21 protein-coding genes are annotated in these 21,046 nt (G+C 37.0%); all 21 read left to right on the forward strand.

All coding sequences use genetic code 11. From position 1 onward, the window contains the following. Positions 1 to 12: 12 nt before the first annotated feature. The 21 genes from RZN25_00675 (at position 13) to RZN25_00775 (ending at position 21,044) form a co-directional block, all read left to right on the forward strand. Positions 13 to 495 carry a chemotaxis protein CheW gene (locus tag RZN25_00675; protein ID MEQ6375347.1) on the forward strand — a complete coding sequence of 161 codons (483 nt, stop codon included), beginning with the start codon at positions 13 to 15 and terminating at the stop codon, positions 493 to 495. Next, positions 492 to 1,130, forward strand: coding sequence for a chemotaxis protein CheC (locus RZN25_00680; GenBank protein MEQ6375348.1), 639 nt, complete (start codon positions 492 to 494; stop codon positions 1,128 to 1,130). The genes RZN25_00675 and RZN25_00680 overlap by 4 nt, the downstream gene beginning before the upstream one ends. Beyond that, positions 1,123 to 1,617, forward strand: coding sequence for a chemotaxis protein CheD (locus RZN25_00685; GenBank protein ID MEQ6375349.1), 495 nt, complete (start codon positions 1,123 to 1,125; stop codon positions 1,615 to 1,617). Before RZN25_00680 ends, RZN25_00685 begins: the two co-directional genes overlap by 8 nt. Positions 1,618 to 1,642: 25 nt before the next feature. Then, the gene (locus RZN25_00690) at positions 1,643 to 2,416 is read left to right on the forward strand and encodes a FliA/WhiG family RNA polymerase sigma factor (GenBank protein MEQ6375350.1); all 774 of its coding nucleotides are present in this window, start codon (positions 1,643 to 1,645) and stop codon (positions 2,414 to 2,416) included. A 27-nt stretch (positions 2,417 to 2,443) separates the two neighbouring features. Then, on the forward strand, positions 2,444 to 3,832 hold the full coding sequence (locus RZN25_00695) for a FapA family protein (protein MEQ6375351.1): 1,389 nt from the start codon (positions 2,444 to 2,446) through the stop codon (positions 3,830 to 3,832). Between the two features lie 57 nt (positions 3,833 to 3,889). After that, positions 3,890 to 4,192: a hypothetical protein gene (locus tag RZN25_00700; GenBank protein ID MEQ6375352.1), complete on the forward strand. Its 303-nt coding sequence runs from the start codon at positions 3,890 to 3,892 to the stop codon at positions 4,190 to 4,192. A 4-nt stretch (positions 4,193 to 4,196) separates the two neighbouring features. Beyond that, positions 4,197 to 4,658, forward strand: coding sequence for a coupling factor for flagellin transcription and translation (locus tag RZN25_00705; protein ID MEQ6375353.1), 462 nt, complete (start codon positions 4,197 to 4,199; stop codon positions 4,656 to 4,658). A gap of 147 nt (positions 4,659 to 4,805) precedes the next feature. Continuing rightward, positions 4,806 to 5,540, forward strand: coding sequence for a 30S ribosomal protein S2 (gene rpsB, locus RZN25_00710; protein MEQ6375354.1), 735 nt, complete (start codon positions 4,806 to 4,808; stop codon positions 5,538 to 5,540). Between the two features lie 123 nt (positions 5,541 to 5,663). Beyond that, complete coding sequence (gene tsf / locus RZN25_00715) at positions 5,664 to 6,548, forward strand: translation elongation factor Ts (protein ID MEQ6375355.1); 885 nt, start codon at positions 5,664 to 5,666, stop codon at positions 6,546 to 6,548. 63 nt (positions 6,549 to 6,611) lie between these two features. After that, positions 6,612 to 7,334, forward strand: a complete 723-nt coding sequence (pyrH, locus tag RZN25_00720) for a UMP kinase (protein MEQ6375356.1) — start codon at positions 6,612 to 6,614, stop codon at positions 7,332 to 7,334. Position 7,335: 1 nt separating this feature from the next. Then, positions 7,336 to 7,893: a ribosome recycling factor gene (gene frr, locus RZN25_00725; protein MEQ6375357.1), complete on the forward strand. Its 558-nt coding sequence runs from the start codon at positions 7,336 to 7,338 to the stop codon at positions 7,891 to 7,893. 153 nt (positions 7,894 to 8,046) lie between these two features. After that, positions 8,047 to 8,811 (forward strand): isoprenyl transferase, encoded by a 765-nt coding sequence (locus RZN25_00730; GenBank protein ID MEQ6375358.1) that lies wholly within the window; start codon positions 8,047 to 8,049, stop codon positions 8,809 to 8,811. A gap of 14 nt (positions 8,812 to 8,825) precedes the next feature. Further along, positions 8,826 to 9,599 carry a phosphatidate cytidylyltransferase gene (locus RZN25_00735; protein ID MEQ6375359.1) on the forward strand — a complete coding sequence of 258 codons (774 nt, stop codon included), beginning with the start codon at positions 8,826 to 8,828 and terminating at the stop codon, positions 9,597 to 9,599. Positions 9,600 to 9,623: 24 nt separating this feature from the next. Continuing rightward, the gene (gene dxr / locus RZN25_00740; protein ID MEQ6375360.1) at positions 9,624 to 10,769 is read left to right on the forward strand and encodes a 1-deoxy-D-xylulose-5-phosphate reductoisomerase; all 1,146 of its coding nucleotides are present in this window, start codon (positions 9,624 to 9,626) and stop codon (positions 10,767 to 10,769) included. A gap of 16 nt (positions 10,770 to 10,785) precedes the next feature. Next, positions 10,786 to 12,048: an RIP metalloprotease RseP gene (rseP, locus tag RZN25_00745; GenBank protein ID MEQ6375361.1), complete on the forward strand. Its 1,263-nt coding sequence runs from the start codon at positions 10,786 to 10,788 to the stop codon at positions 12,046 to 12,048. Between the two features lie 19 nt (positions 12,049 to 12,067). Beyond that, positions 12,068 to 13,774, forward strand: a complete 1,707-nt coding sequence (locus tag RZN25_00750) for a proline--tRNA ligase (GenBank protein ID MEQ6375362.1) — start codon at positions 12,068 to 12,070, stop codon at positions 13,772 to 13,774. A 139-nt stretch (positions 13,775 to 13,913) separates the two neighbouring features. Then, on the forward strand, positions 13,914 to 18,215 hold the full coding sequence (locus RZN25_00755; GenBank protein ID MEQ6375363.1) for a PolC-type DNA polymerase III: 4,302 nt from the start codon (positions 13,914 to 13,916) through the stop codon (positions 18,213 to 18,215). Between the two features lie 635 nt (positions 18,216 to 18,850). Continuing rightward, positions 18,851 to 19,324, forward strand: coding sequence for a ribosome maturation factor RimP (gene rimP, locus RZN25_00760; protein ID MEQ6375364.1), 474 nt, complete (start codon positions 18,851 to 18,853; stop codon positions 19,322 to 19,324). Positions 19,325 to 19,339: 15 nt separating this feature from the next. Further along, positions 19,340 to 20,446, forward strand: a complete 1,107-nt coding sequence (gene nusA / locus RZN25_00765; GenBank protein MEQ6375365.1) for a transcription termination factor NusA — start codon at positions 19,340 to 19,342, stop codon at positions 20,444 to 20,446. Positions 20,447 to 20,458: 12 nt separating this feature from the next. Further along, the gene (locus RZN25_00770; protein MEQ6375366.1) at positions 20,459 to 20,737 is read left to right on the forward strand and encodes a YlxR family protein; all 279 of its coding nucleotides are present in this window, start codon (positions 20,459 to 20,461) and stop codon (positions 20,735 to 20,737) included. Further along, a complete protein-coding gene (locus RZN25_00775) occupies positions 20,730 to 21,044 on the forward strand; it encodes a YlxQ family RNA-binding protein (protein ID MEQ6375367.1) in 315 nt (104 codons plus the stop codon). The genes RZN25_00770 and RZN25_00775 overlap by 8 nt, the downstream gene beginning before the upstream one ends. Positions 21,045 to 21,046: the final 2 nt, after the last annotated feature.

Here is a 21,046-nt window from a genome sequence, read left to right on the forward strand (position 1 = left end):
GGAGGATCTGTTATGGCAGAGTCAATTGCGCAAGATCTAAAGGTTATTGTATTTCGATTAAAAGATGAAGAATATGGAGTCCCTGTACAACAAGTTGGTTCAATTGAAAGAATGCAACATATTACAAGAGTGCCAAATACCCCTGAATTCGTAAAAGGAGTCATTAATTTAAGAGGAGTGGTTACTCCTATTCTTGATTTAAGAAAGCGATTTGGAATAGAAAATGTTGATTATACAGAGAGTACTAGAATTATTATCGTCTATGTTGATGATATTGAAGTTGGCTTGATCGTCGATGCGGCTAATGATGTCATTGACATTCCGACAGATGCGATTGAACCAGCCCCTGAGGTTGTCGGCACGATAGATGATGATTATATACATGGTGTTGCAAAATTAGATAAGAGATTACTTGTTTTATTAGATTTGAAGAATACTCTATCTCATGGTGAAGTTAAGGAAATAAAAACGATGGAAGGGTCTAGGGAACAGTGACACTAAAAGATTTCTCTACCTATCATCTGGATATATTAAAAGAAATTGGAAACATTGGGGCGGGCCATGCAGCTACGTCCCTTTCGACCATCCTTAATAGAAAGATTAATATGAGTGTACCCTCTGTTCGAGTGGTAGACTTTAATGAAGTTATGGAGATTATTGGCGGACCTGAAAAGGTAGTTGTTTCTGTTTTTTTGAGAATAGAAGGGGATGCTCCTGGAAGTATGTTTTATCTTCTTTCCCCTGAACAAGCTAGTCGTTTTGTCAAACAAATGACAGGTGAAGATTCCTTTTTTTTAGATCAAACATCGTATTCAGAGATTTCGATTTCTGCTATTCATGAGTTAGGAAATATCTTGGCAGGATCTTACTTAACATCACTATCAGATTTTACCAATTTAATGCTTCAATCTTCAGTGCCTTCCATGGCTGTCGATATGGCAGGATCTATTTTAAGCTTTGGGCTCATAGAACTGTCACAGATCAGTGACTATGCCATTATTATTGATACATGCTTAAGCGATGATAGTGTTATGGCATCAAAAGATGTGGAAGGGCATTTTCTTTTACTGCCCGACCCGAAATCATTTTCGGTTATTTTTCGAGCATTAGGAGTTAATGAAGATGAATGAAGTGATTGAAATTGTAAAGGTTGGAATAGCTGATTTAAACATTATTAAGGCCCCACAAGTCATTCGAACTTCAGGATTAGGATCTTGTGTTGGTGTTGTCATCTATGATTCTAATCAAAAATTGGCCGGAATGGTTCATGTTATGCTACCAGATTCCTCTTTTGCTAAAGAACCATTTAATAAAGCAAAATATGCAGACTCTGGGATTGATGAGCTCGTATTTTTGCTTGAAAACAATGGTATTTTCCGACATAAAATGAAAGCCAAAATAGCTGGAGGGTCACAAATGTTTCAATTTGCATCCACCAATGACACAATGAGGATTGGTCCAAGAAATGTCGAAGCGGTGAAAAAGAAGCTTGACCAATTACGAATTAGAATTCTAGCAGAAGATGTTGGAGGGCAAAGTGGAAGAACAATTGAGTTTAATCCTTTGACAGGACTTTTAAAGGTGAGAACAGTTAACCTAGGGGAAAAAGAGATCTAAATTTTTGTGAGGAAGGAGGTAACCAATGGAAAAGCAATCTTCTCAAGAACAGATGCTCTGGAGAAACTGGGCAAACAAACGAGATTCTGAGGCTGCCAATGAACTCATTAAATATTATATTCACCTTGTACATTATCATGTTCAGCGCATTTCTGTTGCGTTACCACAAAGTGCAAACAAGGATGATTTATTTAGCTTAGGTTTAATTGGTTTATATGACGCTCTAGAAAAATTCGAAATGAATAGAGATTTAAAGTTTGAGACCTATGCATCCTTTCGAATTAAAGGAGCCATCCTAGATGGACTAAGAAAAGAGGATTGGTTGCCTCGGTCTATGCGTGATAAAACGAAAAAAATTGAGACGGAGTATAGAAAACTTGAACAAGAGCTAAATCGAACCCCTACCATAAAAGAAATAGCAAATCAATTGTCCCTTCCTGCAAAAGAAGTGGAAGATGCCATGAAGGACTCTTTTTTCTCACATATCCTTTCTATAGAAGAAAAGCCAAAGGAATTTGATTCAAAGCAAAGAGAAGGTATTGGCTATAGTTTACCTGATGAAACATCAAAGCAACCTGATGAAGAGCTTTTATATAGTGAAACAGTCGAAGATTTGCAACAGGGGATAAGACAATTAAATCAAAGCGAACAAATGGTGGTTAGTCTTTTTTATCACGAAGAACTGACTCTTACGGAAATAGGACAAGTTTTGGGATTAACTACTTCAAGAATCTCCCAAATTCATTCTAAGGCTCTATATAAATTAGGAAATTATCTTAAAAAAGCTCATGCTATTTAGTGGATGAAGAAAAGGAGGACTAACTTTATGCCTGTGACACAACATTGCTCGGATTTCTTTCAGATTCATGTACAACCCGGAAAAATGGAGGCCGCTCTTGTAATTCAGCAAAGCTATGCATTAGAGGAACCATTATCAGTGGAGCAATTAAAGGAATTCTTAAACGAAAATCATATTGTTCATGGTACTTTAGAGGATGTACTTCTCCAAATAGCTTCCATGGAGTTCTTAGAAGAGGGTACAATTGTGGTAGCCAAGGGCACTCCTCCAGTACACGGAAAAGATGGTTTTATTAAATATGAGCAGAAATATTCAAGAAAGCTAGATCTTGATGATCGAAGGAATATTAATTTTCGAGAAGTGATGACGATCCCAACAGTGGTAGAAGGCGAAAAGATCGCCACCATTTTTTCTCCAACTCTAGGAGAAAGTGGAATGAATGTCTTGGGTGAAGCCGTTCCTGCAGTACCAGGAAAAAAAGTTTTGATAAAACCAGGAAAAAATACAGAATGGAAAGAGGAAGAGCAGGCCATTTATTCTATGATTGATGGTCAGTTAAGTGTTGAGCCGCGTGCCGTTCATGTGTATCCTCAGTATGAAGTTAATGGGGATATAACAATGAAAATAGGGAATCTGAATTTTGTTGGAACAATTGTTATTCGTGGAAATGTGCCAACAGGCTACCAAATAATAGCAGATGGAGATATAAAAATCTATGGTCTTGTTGAAGGTGCAACCTTAATTGCAGGCGGATCTATTTTTATATCTGAAGGAATTGTAGGATCCAATAAAAGTCGAATTAAAGCAGGGACAGATGTCAGAGTAGGCTACATTAATCAAGGTCATGTAGTTTCTAACAGAAACATTTTTGTAGAGAACTCTATTTTACATAGCCAATGTGTTGCGAAAGAACATATATATTGTCAAAGAGGGAATATCATAGGAGGTTCACTTTCAGCAGGTGTATCCATTCATGCAAAAGATATTGGAAATCGAATGAGTACAAAAACAGAATTGTTTTTAGGAATGAATAAAGAAAGTATAGAAAAAGTGAAGAAATTGAATGAGGAAAAGGAAGAGGTCGTCAATTCCATAAAAAAGCTAGAACTTATTGGTGAAAAGTTAAAATTAAAAGAAGAAAAAATATCATCTTTAACTCCGAAAGAAAAGGTAGTCTTGTTAAGACAAAGAAATTCTCTGACTCAATCCGTAGAAAGATTGGCTCAAGTCGATGAAGAACTACTTCTATTAAAACATGATCTTAAATTAATGGAAGAAGCACATGTAATTGTTACTGGAGTTATGTATTTAAATGTTGATATTTCTTTCGGAAAATATAGAAAAATAATAAATCATGTTTATCAACATGTTAAAATTAAATTAGAAAATAAAGAGGTTGCGATTACTAGTTTATAGATTCTTGTCAGCTGAGATCCTTCTATCAGGTTTAAAGGTAACGTGAGGAGTGAGGAAATGAGCTGGAAGTCCATTGAAATGCAGGTTGCTCTTCCAAGAACACAAGATATTGGGAAAATTCAAGAATTGATGCAGTCTAGGTCTACCCAACAGCAGGAAATGATAACGGCCAGCCAATTGCAGTATGAGGAATTAAAAAGAACAACAGTGAATCAAATGGGGCATAAGAATGATGTTATTCTTCGCGACGAGAAAAATACAAAAAAGGAATTGGGAAAGAAAAAATCACAAAACAATCAGTCAAGAGATACAACTGAAAATCACCCGTATCTTGGGAAGAGAATTGACTTGAAAGGATAAGTAGATGCAAACTTATTTATTAGTTATAAGTTTTTTATTACATGGTTTAACTATTTTTTGGATCATTGTACTCTCACAAAGAGTTCAAAAAAGCAAAGAACTCGAGCTGCGCCAAGAAAAAGTAGCGAAAGAGATTGAGGATTTGTTTACAACTTACCTTTTAGAAATAAAAGAAGAAAATGAACGTTTAACACAGCTCATCAAAGGAGATGCTGTTAGCAAACCAACCAATAGTTATTCTAAAAACCTTGAAAATAAAAACACTAATCATAAAAAAGACACTAATCTAAACGATTCCTTTCCTGCATTAGATTCTAACCTTCACGATATAGTAGAGGAATCTTTGAGTGCTAAGGTATATCATCTATATGATCAAGGATATTCTATTGAAGAAATTGCTAGAAAACTGGATCGGGGAAAAACCGAAATAGAACTTCTTGTCAAATTTCATCCGATTAAGTCATAATTTTACTTGATTGCACCATTCTCATGTGATATATTTACTTTTGGTGTCAAACACACACGCTTGTGGAATGTCTCATTGGTGCTCTTTAAAAGGGTCTTGAGTCGTGATGAATCAAGCGGAGGGAAAAAACCATTAGGAGGAAAAAACATGTCAGTAATTTCAATGAAACAACTTCTTGAAGCTGGTGTTCATTTTGGACATCAAACTCGTCGTTGGAATCCGAAGATGAAAAAGTACATCTTCACAGAACGTAATGGGATTTACATCATCGACCTTCAAAAAACAGTTAAGAAGGTTGAGGAAGCATATCAAGTTATTCGTGATATCGCTGCTGATGGAGGAACAATCCTTTTTGTTGGTACAAAGAAGCAAGCACAAGATTCTGTAAAAGAAGAAGCAATTCGTTGTGGAATGTACTTCGTCAACCAACGTTGGCTAGGTGGTACATTAACAAACTTTGAAACGATTCAGAAGCGAATCAAACGCCTAAAGGATATCGAAAGAATGGAAGAAGATGGAACTTTCCAAGTGCTTCCTAAGAAAGAAGTTGTACAACTTCTTAAAGAAAAAGAACGTTTAGTAAAATTCCTTGGTGGAATTAAAGATATGGATCGCATTCCTGATGCGCTATTTATTATCGACCCACGTAAAGAACGTATTGCGGTTGCAGAAGCTCATAAATTAAATATTCCAATTATCGGTATCGTTGATACTAACTGTGATCCAGACGAAATTGACCATGTGATCCCAGCTAATGATGATGCGATTCGTGCTGTTAAACTTCTTACTGCTAAAATGGCTGACGCTGTACTTGAAGCAAGACAAGGTGAAGGTACTGCGGAAGAAGTGGTAGAAGAGGAAGTAGGAGCAGTACAAGAATAAGAAATGAATGGAAAGGTGATAAGAGGAAGAAAAGCCTTTTATCACCTTTTTTTCAGAAATCATAGGATAAAGATGAAAAAAGATACTTAGAATACAACTGGAAAGATAAAAGGAGGCAATACAATGGCAGTAACTGCTCAAATGGTAAAAGAACTTCGTGAAAAAACTGGCGCTGGTATGATGGATTGCAAGAAGGCATTAACTGAAACTGATGGGGATATGGAAAAAGCGATAGACTATCTTCGTGAAAAAGGTATTGCAAAAGCTGCGAAGAAAGCGGACCGTATTGCTGCGGAAGGATCAGCTAACATTGTAGTAGATGGAAATACAGCGGTACTAATTGAAGTAAACTGTGAAACTGATTTTGTTACTAAAAATGATCAGTTTAAAACACTTCTTGAAGAACTTGGACAACATATCCTTTCTCAAAAACCTGCTGATGTTGAAGGGGCTCTAAACCAAAAACTGAATGGTGAAGGAATCCCAGTGGGAGAGCACATTAATAGTGTAATTGCTAAGATTGGGGAAAAAATCTCGCTTCGCCGTTTTGCTATTTTAGAAAAAGGTGAAAATGCTGCATTTGGTGCTTACTTACATTTAGGAGGGCGCATTGGAGTTTTAACTGTACTTGATGGGACTACTGATGAAGACCTTGCAAAGGATGTTGCTATGCATGTTGCTGCAGCAAATCCACGTTACCTATCTACTGACAGTGTATCCTCTGAAGAAATTGCTCATGAGCGTGAAGTGTTAAAGCAACAAGCTTTAAATGAAGGTAAGCCTGAAAAAATTGTAGAGAAAATGGTAGAGGGACGTTTAAATAAATTTTTTGAAGAAATTTGTTTGTTAGAGCAAGGCTTTGTTAAAGATCCTGATCAAAAAGTTAAGAAATACGTTGCAGATAAAGGTGCTTCTGTTGTTACTTTCGTACGCTATGAAGTTGGCGAAGGTATGGAAAAACGTGAAGATAACTTTGCAGAAGAAGTTATGAGTCAGGTGAAAAAATAAGATTTTCATAAGGGGGACACATTTGTGTTCCCTATTTTTGAAAAAATTTTATTGGAGGTCCATATGACAACAGCGCGCTATCGTAGAATTGTGTTAAAATTAAGTGGAGAAGCCTTAAGTGGTGATATAGGATATGGAATTGATCCTAAAGTTATTCAATCGATTTCTACTCAAGTTAAAGAAGTAGCAGAACTTGGTGTTGAAATTGCTATTGTTGTCGGCGCAGGTAATATTTGGAGAGGAAAAGTAGGAAGTGAAATGGGTATGGACCGCGCAACAGCGGACTATATGGGAATGCTTGCTACTGTCATGAATTCTTTAGCCCTCCAAGACAGTTTAGAAAATAACGGAATTCCTACTCGTGTTCAATCTTCTATCGAAATGAGGCAGGTGGCTGAACCATATATTCGCAGAAGAGCCATTCGCCACTTAGAAAAAAACCGTGTTGTCATTTTTGCAGCAGGGACTGGCAACCCTTATTTTTCAACCGATACAACTGCTGCATTACGAGCAGCGGAAATTGAGGCAGATGTCATTTTAATGGCAAAAAATGATGTCGATGGAGTTTATACTGCAGATCCAAAACTTAACAAAGATGCTAAAAAGTACGATGAATTATCATACTTAAAAGTTTTAAATGAAGGATTAGGAGTTATGGATTCAACTGCATCCTCTTTATGTATGGATAATGACATCCCAATCCTCGTATTTTCAATATCAGAAGAAGGAAACATTAAAAAGGCTGTAATGGGCGAAAACATAGGAACTATTGTGAGGGGGAAATAATATGTCAGAAGCTGTCATAAAAGAAACAAAGGAAAAAATGCAAGCCGCTGTTAATGCCTTTACTCGTCAATTATCAACAGTTCGTGCGGGTAGAGCAAATCCTGCTCTCTTAGACCAGGTGCATGTAGATTATTATGGAGCGTCCACACCATTAAAGCAATTAGCTACTATTTCTGCTCCTGATGCACGTTTACTTCTTATTACTCCATATGACAAAACTTCCATTGGAGATATTGAAAAGGCTATTCAAAAAGCAGACCTAGGCTTGTCTCCATCTAGTGATGGTAATGTAGTAAGAATTAATATTCCGGCACTTACTGAGGAACGTCGTAAAGAATTAGTGAAAGTGGTTCGGAAATATGCTGAGGAAGCAAAAGTCCATGTTAGAAATATCCGTAGAGATAGTAATGATCACTTAAAGAAGCTTGAAAAAGATGGAGAATTAACAGAGGATGAGCTTCGCGGATATCAAGATGATGTTCAAAAAGTAACAGATAAGTTTGTAAATGAAATTGACTCTCTTACTCAGAATAAAGAAAAAGAAATGATGGAAGTATAATACATTTCCATGTACAATAAGATGAGACCCTCTTTTTAAGGGGGTTTTTGTACATTTTCCCGCATTAACGGGCAGTATTACCCCCACTATGAATTTTTGTGGATATAATAAAGGCAACAGGTGGGAAAACTGTTATTCAAATGGAGGATTAAAATGGATGTAAAGCTTCCTTTTTTTCAAAAGAAAAGAAAACAACCCCAAACAACCCAATTAGATAAAAATAATATCCCTAAACATATTGCAATAATAATGGATGGTAATGGACGTTGGGCGAATAACAAGGGGTTACCTAGAATAGCCGGACATCATGAAGGGATGAAAGTTGTCCGAAAAATAGTATCGCACTCATCTAGATTAGGAGTTGAGATATTAACCTTATATGCCTTTTCAACTGAAAACTGGAAAAGACCTAAATCAGAAGTGGATTTTTTAATGAGACTTCCGGAGGAATTTCTGGATACATACTTGCCTGATCTTTATGAAAATAACGTAAAAGTTATTTGTATTGGGGACCCTTCTAACTTACCTCCACATACTCAGAAAGCATTAGAATCTGCTATGGAAAAAACGAAAAACAATACAGGAATGAAATTAAACTTTGCTTTAAATTATGGAAGTCGCAATGAAATAGTATGTGCCGTTAACCAAATCATAATGGATAAAGAAAACGGTGTTATCTCTGATCAAGAAATAACGGAAGATCTGTTTTCTTCCTATTTATATACAAAGTCTATTCAGGACCCTGACCTGCTCATTCGGACAAGTGGAGAAATTCGGTTAAGCAATTTCTTGCTGTGGCAAGTTGCTTACACAGAATTTTGGTTTACCGAAGTGTTGTGGCCTGATTTTTGTGAAAATGAGTTAAATAAAGCCCTGTTAGATTATCAAAAACGGAAAAGAAAATACGGGGGCATTTAAGGTGGTCGGATAAAATGGTTCAACGAATAATTACAGCAGTCATTGCAGCACTACTTTTTTTACCCTTTGTGATCTTAGGGGGATGGGCCTTTAGAATAATAACCGTGATTCTTGCAGTAGTTGGCCTATTTGAGTTATTTCGAATGAAAAGTATTCCAATCTTTTCAACCTCTGGTTTTCTTTCAGTATTGGTGATTTGGGTAATCATGCTACCTGAAGTTCCCTTCGGATTAACTAAAATGGAGATTATTTTGGTTTATGCTCTTCTCCTATTAGCGTATACAGTTCTCGTAAAAAATCGATTTACTTTTGATGAAGTTGGATTCTTACTTTTGTCAATTGTTTATGTGGGAATGGGATTTTATTATTTACTTGAAACTAGGAGTGCTGGACTAGAATTTATTATTTATGCCTTTGCTGTTATTTGGGCAACGGATTCTGGAGCTTATTTTTTCGGAAGGGCTTTTGGTAAAACAAAACTTTGGCCTTTGATTAGTCCCAAGAAGACAGTAGAAGGGTTTATTGGAGGAATCGGTTTAGCAGTCATCACAGCTTTGATTTTCCAATATATATATCCAATCCATTCCTCTGTGTGGATTGTCATTATCGTTACTATTTTCACTTCTATTTGTGGACAAATTGGTGATTTAGTTGAATCGGCATTAAAACGTCATTATAATGTAAAGGATTCGGGAAAACTTCTTCCTGGTCATGGAGGAATTCTCGATCGTTTTGATAGCCTTATATATATTTTACCGATATTGCATTTTGTACAATTTATATCATAATTATTATTATACAGGAGAGAAATTATGAAAAAAATCGGGTTGCTAGGTGCAACAGGTTCAATCGGGATTCAAACCCTTGATGTGATAAGAGAACATTCTGATCAGTTTCAGTTAACATCGTTATCCTTTGGAGCAAATGTTAAAAAGGCAGTTTCCATCATTAAAGAGTTCAACCCGAAATTTGTGGTTGTTAAGGATAGTCAAACGAAGGTAGAGTTGAATACCTACTTTCCCACTTTACCTATAGACGTAGGAAAAGAGGGAATGGTTCAAATAGCTAGGGATGATAAGACGGATATATTTGTGAATGCTGTCATGGGTAGTATTGGATTAGAGCCGACTTTAGAAGCAATAAGATCAAATAAAACCGTAGCTATAGCAAACAAAGAAACTCTTGTTACAGCAGGACATCTAGTGATGGAAGAGGCTAACCTCCATAAAGTAAGAATCCTGCCTGTAGATAGTGAACACTCTGCTATTTTTCAATGTCTGCAAGGTGAAAATCCAAAATCCATTTCACGCCTTCTTTTAACTGCATCTGGAGGAAGTTTTAGAGACTTAACACGACAACAATTAGAAGACGTTACCGTTGAACGAGCTTTAAAACATCCAAACTGGAGTATGGGAGCGAAAATCACGATTGATTCTGCGACCATGATGAACAAAGGTTTGGAAGTTATTGAGGCTCATTGGTTATTTTCTGTACCTTACGAACAAATTGATGTTCTTCTCCATAGAGAGAGCATTATTCATTCAATGGTTGAATTTAGGGATCGGAGTGTAATTGCACAAATGGGGACTCCAGATATGAGAATACCTATTCAATATGCACTTTCTTATCCTGAACGTTTAAGCTTCCAGCATTCTGAACCATTAGATTTATTGAAAGTTGGGAAATTGCATTTTGAACAAATGAGTTTTGAGAGGTTCCCTTGCTTGAAACTTGCTTTTGAAGCAGGTAAAGTAGGAGGAACAATGACAACTGTTTTAAATGCTGCCAATGAGGAGGCTGTTTCACAGTTCCTTCAGCATAAAATTTCTTTTTTACAAATTGAGGAAATGATAGAAAAAGCATTAGAGCAACATATTTCTATCAAACACCCATCTCTTGATACGATATTACAAGTAGATGAAGAAACGCGAAGAAGAGTACATTCGTTTTTAACATAAAAGGTAGGTGGATGATGTGCAAACAGTAATAGCTTTTATCCTAATGTTTGGGTTGCTTGTTTTTATTCATGAATTTGGACATATGATTTTTGCAAAACGGGCTGGAATGCTTGTTCGTGAGTTCGCCATTGGAATGGGCCCAAAGATGTTCTCTATTCAAAAAAGCGAAACACTTTATACCATTCGTTTGTTACCTATTGGAGGATATGTTCGGGTTGCCGGGGAAGATCCTGAAATTATTGAGTTAAAACCAGGACATCATATTGGTCTTGAGTTTACTGAAACAGGTAAGGTTTCAAGGATTATCGTTAATAACAAATCCAAGCATCCAAATGCGCGCGTAATAGAAGTCGAAAATGCCGACTTAACCCATTCATTAAAAATTGAAGGATATGACGCAAATGAAGATCAAAGGCTTTCGTTTGATGTAGATCGAAAAGCAGTGTTTGTTATGGATGAGAGAGAGACCCAAATTGCTCCTTTTGACCGTCAATTTGGTTCTAAATCAGTTCCTCAAAGAGCTATGCAGATTTTTGCTGGACCACTTATGAATTTTGTACTAGCAGTGATTATTTTTATTATATTAGGGCTAATCCAAGGGGTTCCTGTAAATGATCCCATTTTGGGTGAGATTTCAGAAGGTGGAGCTGCTCAGGAAGCTGGATTACAAGAAGGAGATAAGATTCTTAAAGTAGATCAAACTGCTGTTTCAAGTTGGACAGAATTTGTTACAGAAATCCAGCAGCATCCGGGTGAAGAATTAACTTTGCAGGTTGACCGATTTGGGGAATACTTAACTGTTCCTGTTACTCCAGAGGTAATCAAAGAACAGGATATGGAGTTTGGCAGAATTGGGGTTTTACGGCCTTTTGAAAAATCCGTAGTTTCTGCATTTACTAATGGGTTTGTTCAGACCTATGAATGGACTAAGTTGATTTTAATAAATGTAGGTAAACTGGTTACAGGCCAATTTTCAATTGATATGCTGGCAGGTCCAGTTGGTATTTATGATGCAACAGACCAAGTAGTACAGACAGGATTATACAATTTCTTGATATGGACTTCTATGCTTAGTATTAACCTAGGAATTGTTAACCTCCTTCCATTACCTGCTTTGGATGGCGGAAGGTTATTGTTTATTGGATTTGAAGCTGTTAGAGGAAAACCAATCGATCCTCAAAAAGAGGGGCTTGTCCATTTCATTGGATTTGCTTTGTTAATGTTACTAATGATTGTAGTGACATGGAATGACATCCAACGAATATTCTTTTTTGACTAAGACAATTGAGGTGCAGTAAATGAAGCAAAGTAATATGTTTCTACCAACATTACGTGAAATACCTTCTGATGCAGAAGTGATAAGTCACCAGCTGTTAGTTAGAGCTGGATTTATACGACAAGTGGCATCTGGTTTATATAGTTTTTTACCGCTTGGAAAACGTGTTTTATCAAAAGTTGAACAAATTGTTAGAGAAGAAATGGAAAATGCAGGAGTCTTTGAAATGCTTATGCCTGCTCTTCAACCATCTGAATTGTGGAAGGAATCAGGCAGGTGGTCCACTTTTGGTCCTGAATTAATGAGATTAAATGATCGTCATGACAGAGAATTTGCCTTAGGAGCAACTCATGAAGAAGTAATTACTAGCTTAATTCGTGATGAAATTAAATCCTATAAAAAACTTCCGCTTGCTGTTTACCAAATACAGACCAAATTCCGAGATGAAAAACGCCCTCGCTTCGGTTTGTTGCGTGGCAGAGAGTTTCTGATGAAGGATGCTTATTCTTTTCACGAATCAAAGGAAAGCCTTGATGAAGGCTACGAAAAAATGTTTCAAGCGTATCAAAATATTTTCACTCGATGTGGATTGAATTTTAGAGCTGTAATCGCAGATTCAGGTGCTATGGGTGGAAAAGACACACATGAATTTATGGTTCTATCTGACATTGGTGAGGATACAATTGCCTATTCTGATGAATCTACCTTTGCCGCGAATTTAGAGATGGCTCCAGTATTGGATACGTATGCAAAACCAGAGACCCCATTAAAGGGTATGGATAAGGTGGAAACCCCGAATCAGAAAACGATGGAAGACGTTGCCCGCTATCTGAATCACAGTCTGCAAGAAGGACTTAAAACACTAATGTTTAAAGTTGACGACAAGCTTGTACTTGTAGTTACAAGAGGCGACCATGAAGTGAATGATATTAAACTAAAGAACCTATACCAGGCAAGTGTGGTAGAGTTAGCAAATGAAGAAGAAACTAGAAATGCTATAGGAGCTGGATTTGGGTCCTTAGGGCCTGTAGGAGTTCCTTCTGTGATTGATGTAGTTGCAGATATAGCTGTAAAAGCAATGGTAAATGTTTCCTGCGGTGCAAATCAAGATGGATATCATTATGTTAACGTGAATCCAGGGCGAGATTTTGAAGTAAAGGAATATGCTGATTTACGATTCATTCGGGAAGGTGACCCTTCTCCAGATGGAAAAGGAACGATTAAGTTTGCAAGAGGCATTGAAGTTGGGCATGTATTTAAGTTAGGAAACTTCTATGCTGACAAAATGAATGCTCAATATCTAGATGAAAATGGTCGTAATCAAACGATGATCATGGGTTGTTACGGGATAGGTGTTTCTCGTACAGTTGCTGCTATTGTAGAACAATACCATGATGAGAATGGAATCAATTGGCCTATTCAAATCGCTCCATTCCACATTCACTTGTTAGCTATGAATATAAACAATGAGGAGCAAATGGAATTATCACAGAAGATCTATGACAGATTGAAAAGAGATCGTTGGGAAGTCCTTTTTGATGATCGTAAAGAAAGAGCTGGTGTAAAGTTTGCAGATTCCGATCTCATAGGTATTCCTTACCGCATTACTGTTGGAAAACGTGCAGCAGAAGGCGTAGTTGAAGTGAAAGTGAGATTTACTGGGGAACAGATGGAAGTCCATGTGGACGAGCTCCCATCACTATTAACAAATTTAATAAAAGAAAAATAATGAACAACAGATCCTTGTTAAGAAAGCAGGGGTCTGTTGTTTGCCTTTTAAAAATAAAACGAGTAATGACCTTTACGATTTTTGTTGAATCTAATAAACTAGTAGAGAGTTATTTTACGATTAAGGGGAGAACCATAGGATGGATGTTACCCGTAAAGAGAAATTATTATATGTGTTAGAACAAATTCAATTTCCTATAGAGACAATGGGGCATTTCTTTCAAGATGGGGAATTAGTAAAACTTGAAGTTGACCCTATAGAGAAGGCTTGGCGTTTTCATTTTGCATTTCCAACAATTTTGCCACCAGCTACGTTCGAAATTTTTACTGAAAAGCTGCTCAAAACATTTTCATCATTGGCTTCTGTGCATTGGGAAATTTCCTATCAATCTCCAAAAGTTGATGATGAATTACTTTTTGGGTATTGGAAAATATTTATCAAACAAATAGAAAATATTTCACCAGCCTATCATGATGTGGTTGTCAACCAATCTCCAAAATTTGAAGGAAATAAAATCTTACTTTTAGCTCGTAATGAAGCGGAAGGACAAGCTATTAAAAAAAGATTAGATGGTCCTTTTCAGAAGTTTTGTCAAGAAGTGGGATTACCAATTTATCGAATGGAGGTTGGACTTAAGTCTACATCACAGGAGGATGTCTATCGTTTTAGAGAGCAAAAAGCAAAAGAGGATCAAGATCTCGTTCAAAGAGCTGTTGCTGAGATGGAAAAGAAAAAACAACAGCAAGGCAAGGAAGAGTCAGCTATTGAAGGACCATTAATGTTGGGATATAACATACAGGATGAGCCTGTTCCTATCGAACAGATCTTAGAAGAAGAAAAGAGAATTGCCATTCAAGGCTACGTTTTTGATGTAGATATCCGCGAATTGCGATCAGGAAGACATTTGCTTATGGTAAAAATTACAGATTACACGGATTCCCTTCAGTTCAAAATTTTCTCTCGTGGAGATGAAGATATTACTAAGTTTAAGCATCTTAAGAAAGGGATGTGGGTGAAAGCAAGAGGAAGTATTCAAACAGACCAATATTCAAATGAGCTTGTCATGATGGCCAATGATGTAAATCAGATAACGGTCGAACCGCGTCAAGATCGCGGATACAACGGCTTGAAGAGAAGTGAATTACATGCACATACAATGATGAGTCAAATGGATGCACCTGTTTCTGCCTCTCGTTTAATAGAACAGGCTGCCAAATGGGGACATGAAGCTATTGCTATTACAGATCATGCAGTTGTTCAATCATTTCCCGAAGCGTATGCGAGTGGGAAAAAGCATGGAATCAAGATTATTTACGGCGTAGAAGCAAATCTTGTGGATGATGGGGTCCCTATTGTTTACAACGAAACAGATCGAGAGTTGGACTCAGCACAATATGTGGTTTTTGACGTTGAGACCACAGGATTATCAGCTAATTACGACACAATTATTGAACTAGCAGCTGTAAAGATGGAAAAAGGAGAAATTATAGACCGATTTGAAGCATTTGCAAATCCTCATCACCCATTGTCTCAAACGACGATAGAGTTAACCGGAATTACAGATGAAATGGTTCAAGATGCACCTGATATTAGTGAAGTATTGAAGGATTTTCATCAATGGATGGGCAATGCCATTTTAGTAGCACATAATGCGAGCTTTGACATGGGGTTTATTAACCAAGGCTTTAAAAGAATAGATTATGAGGAAGCAGCTAACCCAGTAATAGACACCTTAGAGCTTGCTAGACTTTTACTGCCGGAACTGAAAAATCATCGATTAAATACACTATGTAAATTTTTCGATATTGAGCTTACTCAACACCATCGAGCTATATATGATGCGGAATCCACAGGCTTTTTATTGTTTAAACTATTAAAACGGGCAGAAGAAAAAGGCATCTCAAACCATATACATTTTAACGAGTTTATGGGTGAAGGGAATGCTTATCAGAGATCACGCCCTTATCACTGCATAATTTTAGCTAAAAACGAAGAAGGGTTAAAAAATCTATATAAATTAGTTTCTCTTGCGCATGTTGATTATTTTTATCGCGTTCCTAGAATTCCACGTTCAAAGCTACAAAAATACAGAACGGGACTTATGATAGGGTCAGCCTGCGATCAAGGGGAAGTATTTGAAACAATGATGCAAAAATCGATGGAGGAAGCAGAAAAAGTCGCTGCCTTCTATGACTATATAGAGATTCAGCCTCCGTCTAATTATGCTCATTTAATAGAAAAAGAGCTTGTTCGAAACAAAGAGGATCTTCTTGACATTATGAAAAATTTAGTCACTTTGGCTCAAAAACTAGATAAACCTGCTGTTGCAACAGGTAATGTTCATTATTTGGAACCACATGACAAAATTTATCGACAAATCCTTATTAGTTCACAAAGCGGAAACCCTTTAAACCGTCAAACCTTACCTGATGTTTATTTCAAAACAACAGAGGAAATGGTGGAATCCTTCAAGTTTCTTGGGGAAGACACCGCTGTTGATTTAGTTCTTTACGAACCGAAAAAAATCATTGAAAGAATTGAAGATATAAAACCAATCAAAGATGATCTATATACCCCAAATATTGAAGGTGCTGATGAAGAAATTCGTAATATGAGCTATTCAATGGCTAAAAGTATTTATGGAGACCCTCTCCCTGAACTGGTGGAAAAACGTTTAGAGAAAGAACTTGCAAGCATTATTGGCCATGGATTTGCGGTTATTTATTTGATCAGTCATAAATTAGTTAAAAAGTCGCTCGATGATGGATACCTGGTAGGTTCCCGAGGATCTGTTGGTTCATCCTTTGTTGCCACTATGACGGAAATCACTGAAGTCAATCCATTGCCACCTCATTATGCATGTCCAAGTTGTCAGCATTCAGAATTTATTACTGATGGTTCTATTGCTTCAGGATTTGATTTGCCTGATAAAGAATGTCCAAAATGTCAAACGAAAATGAACAAGGACGGCCAGGACATTCCATTTGAAACGTTCTTAGGGTTTAAAGGTGACAAAGTTCCCGATATTGATTTAAACTTCTCGGGTGATTATCAACCGAGAGCACATAACTATACTAAAGTCCTTTTCGGTGAAGACAATGTTTATCGTGCAGGAACGATTGGTACAATTGCAGAAAAAACCGCTTTTGGATATGTGAAAGGGTATGCCAAGGACAATCAGCTTCATATTAGAGGTGCTGAAGTTGATCGTTTAGTCCAAGGGTTTACAGGGGTTAAAAGAACGACTGGACAGCATCCAGGTGGTATCATTGTAGTTCCAGATGATCAAGAAATTTATGACTTTACTCCAATTCAATACCCAGCAGATGATCGTAACTCAGAATGGAAAACAACCCATTTTGATTTCCATTCCATCCATGACAACTTGTTAAAACTTGATATACTTGGGCACGATGATCCGACCGTGATCAGAATGCTTCAGGACCTAAGTGGACTAGATCCAAAGAAAATACCTGTTGGTGACCCAGAAGTTATGAAAATCTTTAATGGTACAGAGGCATTAGGGGTTACATCGGAACAAATAATGTGTAAAACAGGAACCTTGGGAGTCCCAGAGTTTGGAACAAGGTTTGTAAGACAAATGCTTGAAGATACGCGCCCATCAACATTTGGTGAACTTGTTATCATTTCTGGTCTTTCACATGGTACAGATGTGTGGTTAGGGAATGCACAAGAGCTTATCAATAATAAAATTTGCGAGCTTGCAGATGTAATCGGGTGCCGTGATGACATTATGGTTTATCTCATGCATAAAGGATTAGAGCCTTCCCTAGCTTTTAAAATCATGGAGTTTGTTCGAAAAGGAAAAGGCCTGCAAGATGAGTGGATTGAAGAAATGAGAAAACACGATGTGCCAGACTGGTATATTGATTCCTGTAAAAAAATTAAATATATGTTTCCAAAAGCCCATGCTGCTGCTTATGTCTTAATGGCTGTTCGTATTGCTTACTTTAAAGTCCATCACCCTATTCTTTTCTATGCCGCATACTTTACCGTTCGTGCTGCGGATTTTGACATTGCTACGATGATTAAGGGCTCACAAGCGATTCGTTCTAAAATTGAGGAGATCAATTTTAAGGGGAATGATGCCTCCCCTAAGGAAAAGAACCTGTTAACCGTTCTTGAATTAGCATTAGAAATGTGGGAGCGAGGATTCCGCTTTCAGCCTGTTGACCTGTATCGATCTAGTGCTACAGACTTTATAGTTGATGGTGATTCCTTAATTCCTCCTTTTAATTCAATTGATGGCTTAGGAACGAATGCAGCATTGAATATTGTCAAAGCACGAGAAGATGGAGAGTTTTTGTCTAAAGAAGACCTGCAACAAAGAAGTCGTATATCAAAAACCGTTCTTGAATATTTAGATGATCAAGGTTGCTTGAAAGAACTTCCAGAAGCCAATCAATTATCGTTATTTTAACGTACTCGCAATCAGAATAATGGGAAAAATCAATAGTGAACCGAGCTCTGCGATATTTTTATCCATCTTAAATCATAAATTAGGGTATCAAGGTCTTTCTTTATAGAAAATAATACTTATGATGCAAAAACAAGTCCGTATAATCATATGAAAATATAACAAAAACAGCTATCAGAAAGATGGAATGATTTTGGGGGATTTCTGATTCAACGGGAGTTATATAGTGCGTTTTTAATAAGAAACACGAACGACACTCTCGATGCTATTATTGTAAATGTATCCCGCATGAAACGGGCAGCCAACTATGAAGTAAGCTTCACCAACAAGGATGAAAAATTTAATGTTTTATTTTCATGGCGGTTTATCTTCTACCTACTTGAGTTGGTGGTACTACATGAACATTTCTTTTGGAAATTTCTTTGGCTTGCAACCTTTATTTGGTTATGTTATAGTTTTATTGGATTCATAAGGACTTGTTGAGGAGAGTGGGGCAACCCACTCTCTTGTCGTAGTATTCGAGAAATTTTTTTATTTTTTGATTCCCTGCTGTTTCAGCAGGGAATTTTGTTGCATCCTAATGGTAAAGGATCACCCTCTTTATTATCCCACTTCGACAACAAAGGAGGCAGGAATCAATGAGTCAAAATGTAACAGACATAACAGAACAATTAGTAACACCAATTTTAAACCAATTGAATCTGGAATTGGTCGATATTGAGTTTGTAAAAGAAGGGAAAAATTGGTTTTTGAGAGTATATGTAGATAAAGAAGGTGGAATTGATATTGAGGAATGTGGATTAGTTAATGAACGCTTGAGTGAAAAACTTGATGAAGTTGATCCCATATCTCAGCCATACTTTCTTGAGGTTTCTTCACCAGGTGTAGAAAGACCTCTAAAGAAACCACAAGATTTCGAAAAACAGATAGGCCATAATGTCCATATTAAGCTGTATGAACATATCAATGGGGAAAAGGAATTCGAGGGTAAACTTTTGAAGTTTGAAGAAGGAACAGTTACCGTGGAAATTCAAATCAAAGCGAGAAAGAATACCGTTGAAATTCCTTATGATAAAATTGCTAAAGCAAGATTAGCAGTTACTTTTCATTAAAAGGGGGAACAAACGTTGAGCAGTGAGTTATTTGACGCCATTCAGTATTTAGAGAAAGAAAAAGGAATTGATAAAAATTTACTTTTGGAAGCTTTAGAAGCGGCGTTAATTTCTGCATACAAGAAAAATTTTAAGTCAGCAACAAATGTAAGAGTGGACTTGAATGAAATGACAGGAACTATGAAAGTGTATGCAAGAAAAACAGTTGTAGAAGAAGTTATGGACGACCAACAAGAAATTTCTCTAGAAGATGCTAAGAAAATGGATCCTAATTACGAACTTGAAGATGTTATTGAATTAGAGGTTACTCCTAGAGACTTTGGAAGAATTGCAGCCCAGGCTGCAAAGCAAGTCGTAACCCAGCGAGTAAGAGAAGCAGAGCGTGGAGTTATCTATGGCGAATATGCTGACCGTGAAGAAGATGTTATGACTGGTATTATCCAAAGAATGGATAATCGCTTTATCTATGTGAACCTTGGAAAAATTGAAGCGCGCTTGCCACAAGGGGAGCAAATGCCAAATGAGGATTATCAGGTTCATGATCGTTTAAAGGTTTATATTACAAAGGTTGAGAATACAAATAAAGGTCCACAAATTTATGTATCTAGAACACATCCTGGACTGCTAAAGCGCCTATTCGAGATGGAAGTTCCAGAAATTTTTGATGGAACAGTTGAAATCAAATCTGTTGCCCGTGAAGCAGGAGATCGTTCTAAAATCTCGGTTTATGCTGATGATCCAGAGATCGATCCAGTAGGTTCATGTGTTGGTCAAAGAGGTCAGCGTGTTCAAGCTATTGTCAACGAATTGAAAGGTGAAAAAATCGACATCGTTGAATGGTCTGAAAATCCGGTTGTTTATGTATCTAATGCTTTAAGTCCAGCCAAGGTTGTTGAAGTGAAAGTTGATGAAGAGAATAAGGCTACCACAGTAATTGTCCCAGATCACCAATTATCATTAGCTATTGGAAAAAGAGGCCAAAATGCTAGACTTGCCGCCAAACTTTCTGGTTGGAAAATTGATATTAAAAGTGAATCTGAAGCAAGAGAAGAAGGCATCCTAAGTGATTACCAAGAAGACGATGATTCGTATTCAGAGGTTGAAGAAGACCTGTTTGAATAGGAGGAAGGAAAAATGGCTGTAAACAAAAAGATTCCTCTTCGAAAATGTGTAGTAACTAAAGAAATGAAGCCTAAAAAAGAATTGATCCGAGTTGTGAAAAATAAGGATGGAGATGTCTTTGTTGATGTAACCGGAAAGAAGAACGGAAGAGGAGCATATTTGAGCAAAGATATACAGGTCATTGAAACTGCGGAGGAAAAAAACATTTTGGGACATCACTTGCAAACTAAAATAGATGATGACATATATGTTCAATTAAAATCCATAGTCAGAGGAGAAAAGAATGAATAATTCTCTTTTTCAATTGTTGGGGTTAGCTTTTCGTGCTGGCAAGATAGTTCATGGGGAAGAATCAATTCTTAGAGAAGTACAAAGTCAAAAAGCAAAATTAGTTATACTAGCTGATGATGCGGGGCCGAATACATCTAAGCGGTTAATGGATAAGTGTAAGTATTATCGTGTTCCCCTTTTTCGTTCAATGGACCGTCAGCAATTAGGAAATGCCATAGGTAAGCACGAAAGAGTGGCTTTATGCATAATAGATGAAGGATTTGCCGCAAAAATGATAACTTTGCTCGATGAATCTAATCGGGGGTGAAC

It is taken from the genome of Bacillaceae bacterium S4-13-56 (assembly GCA_040191315.1).
GTDB lineage: Bacteria > Bacillota > Bacilli > Bacillales > JAWJLM01 > JAWJLM01.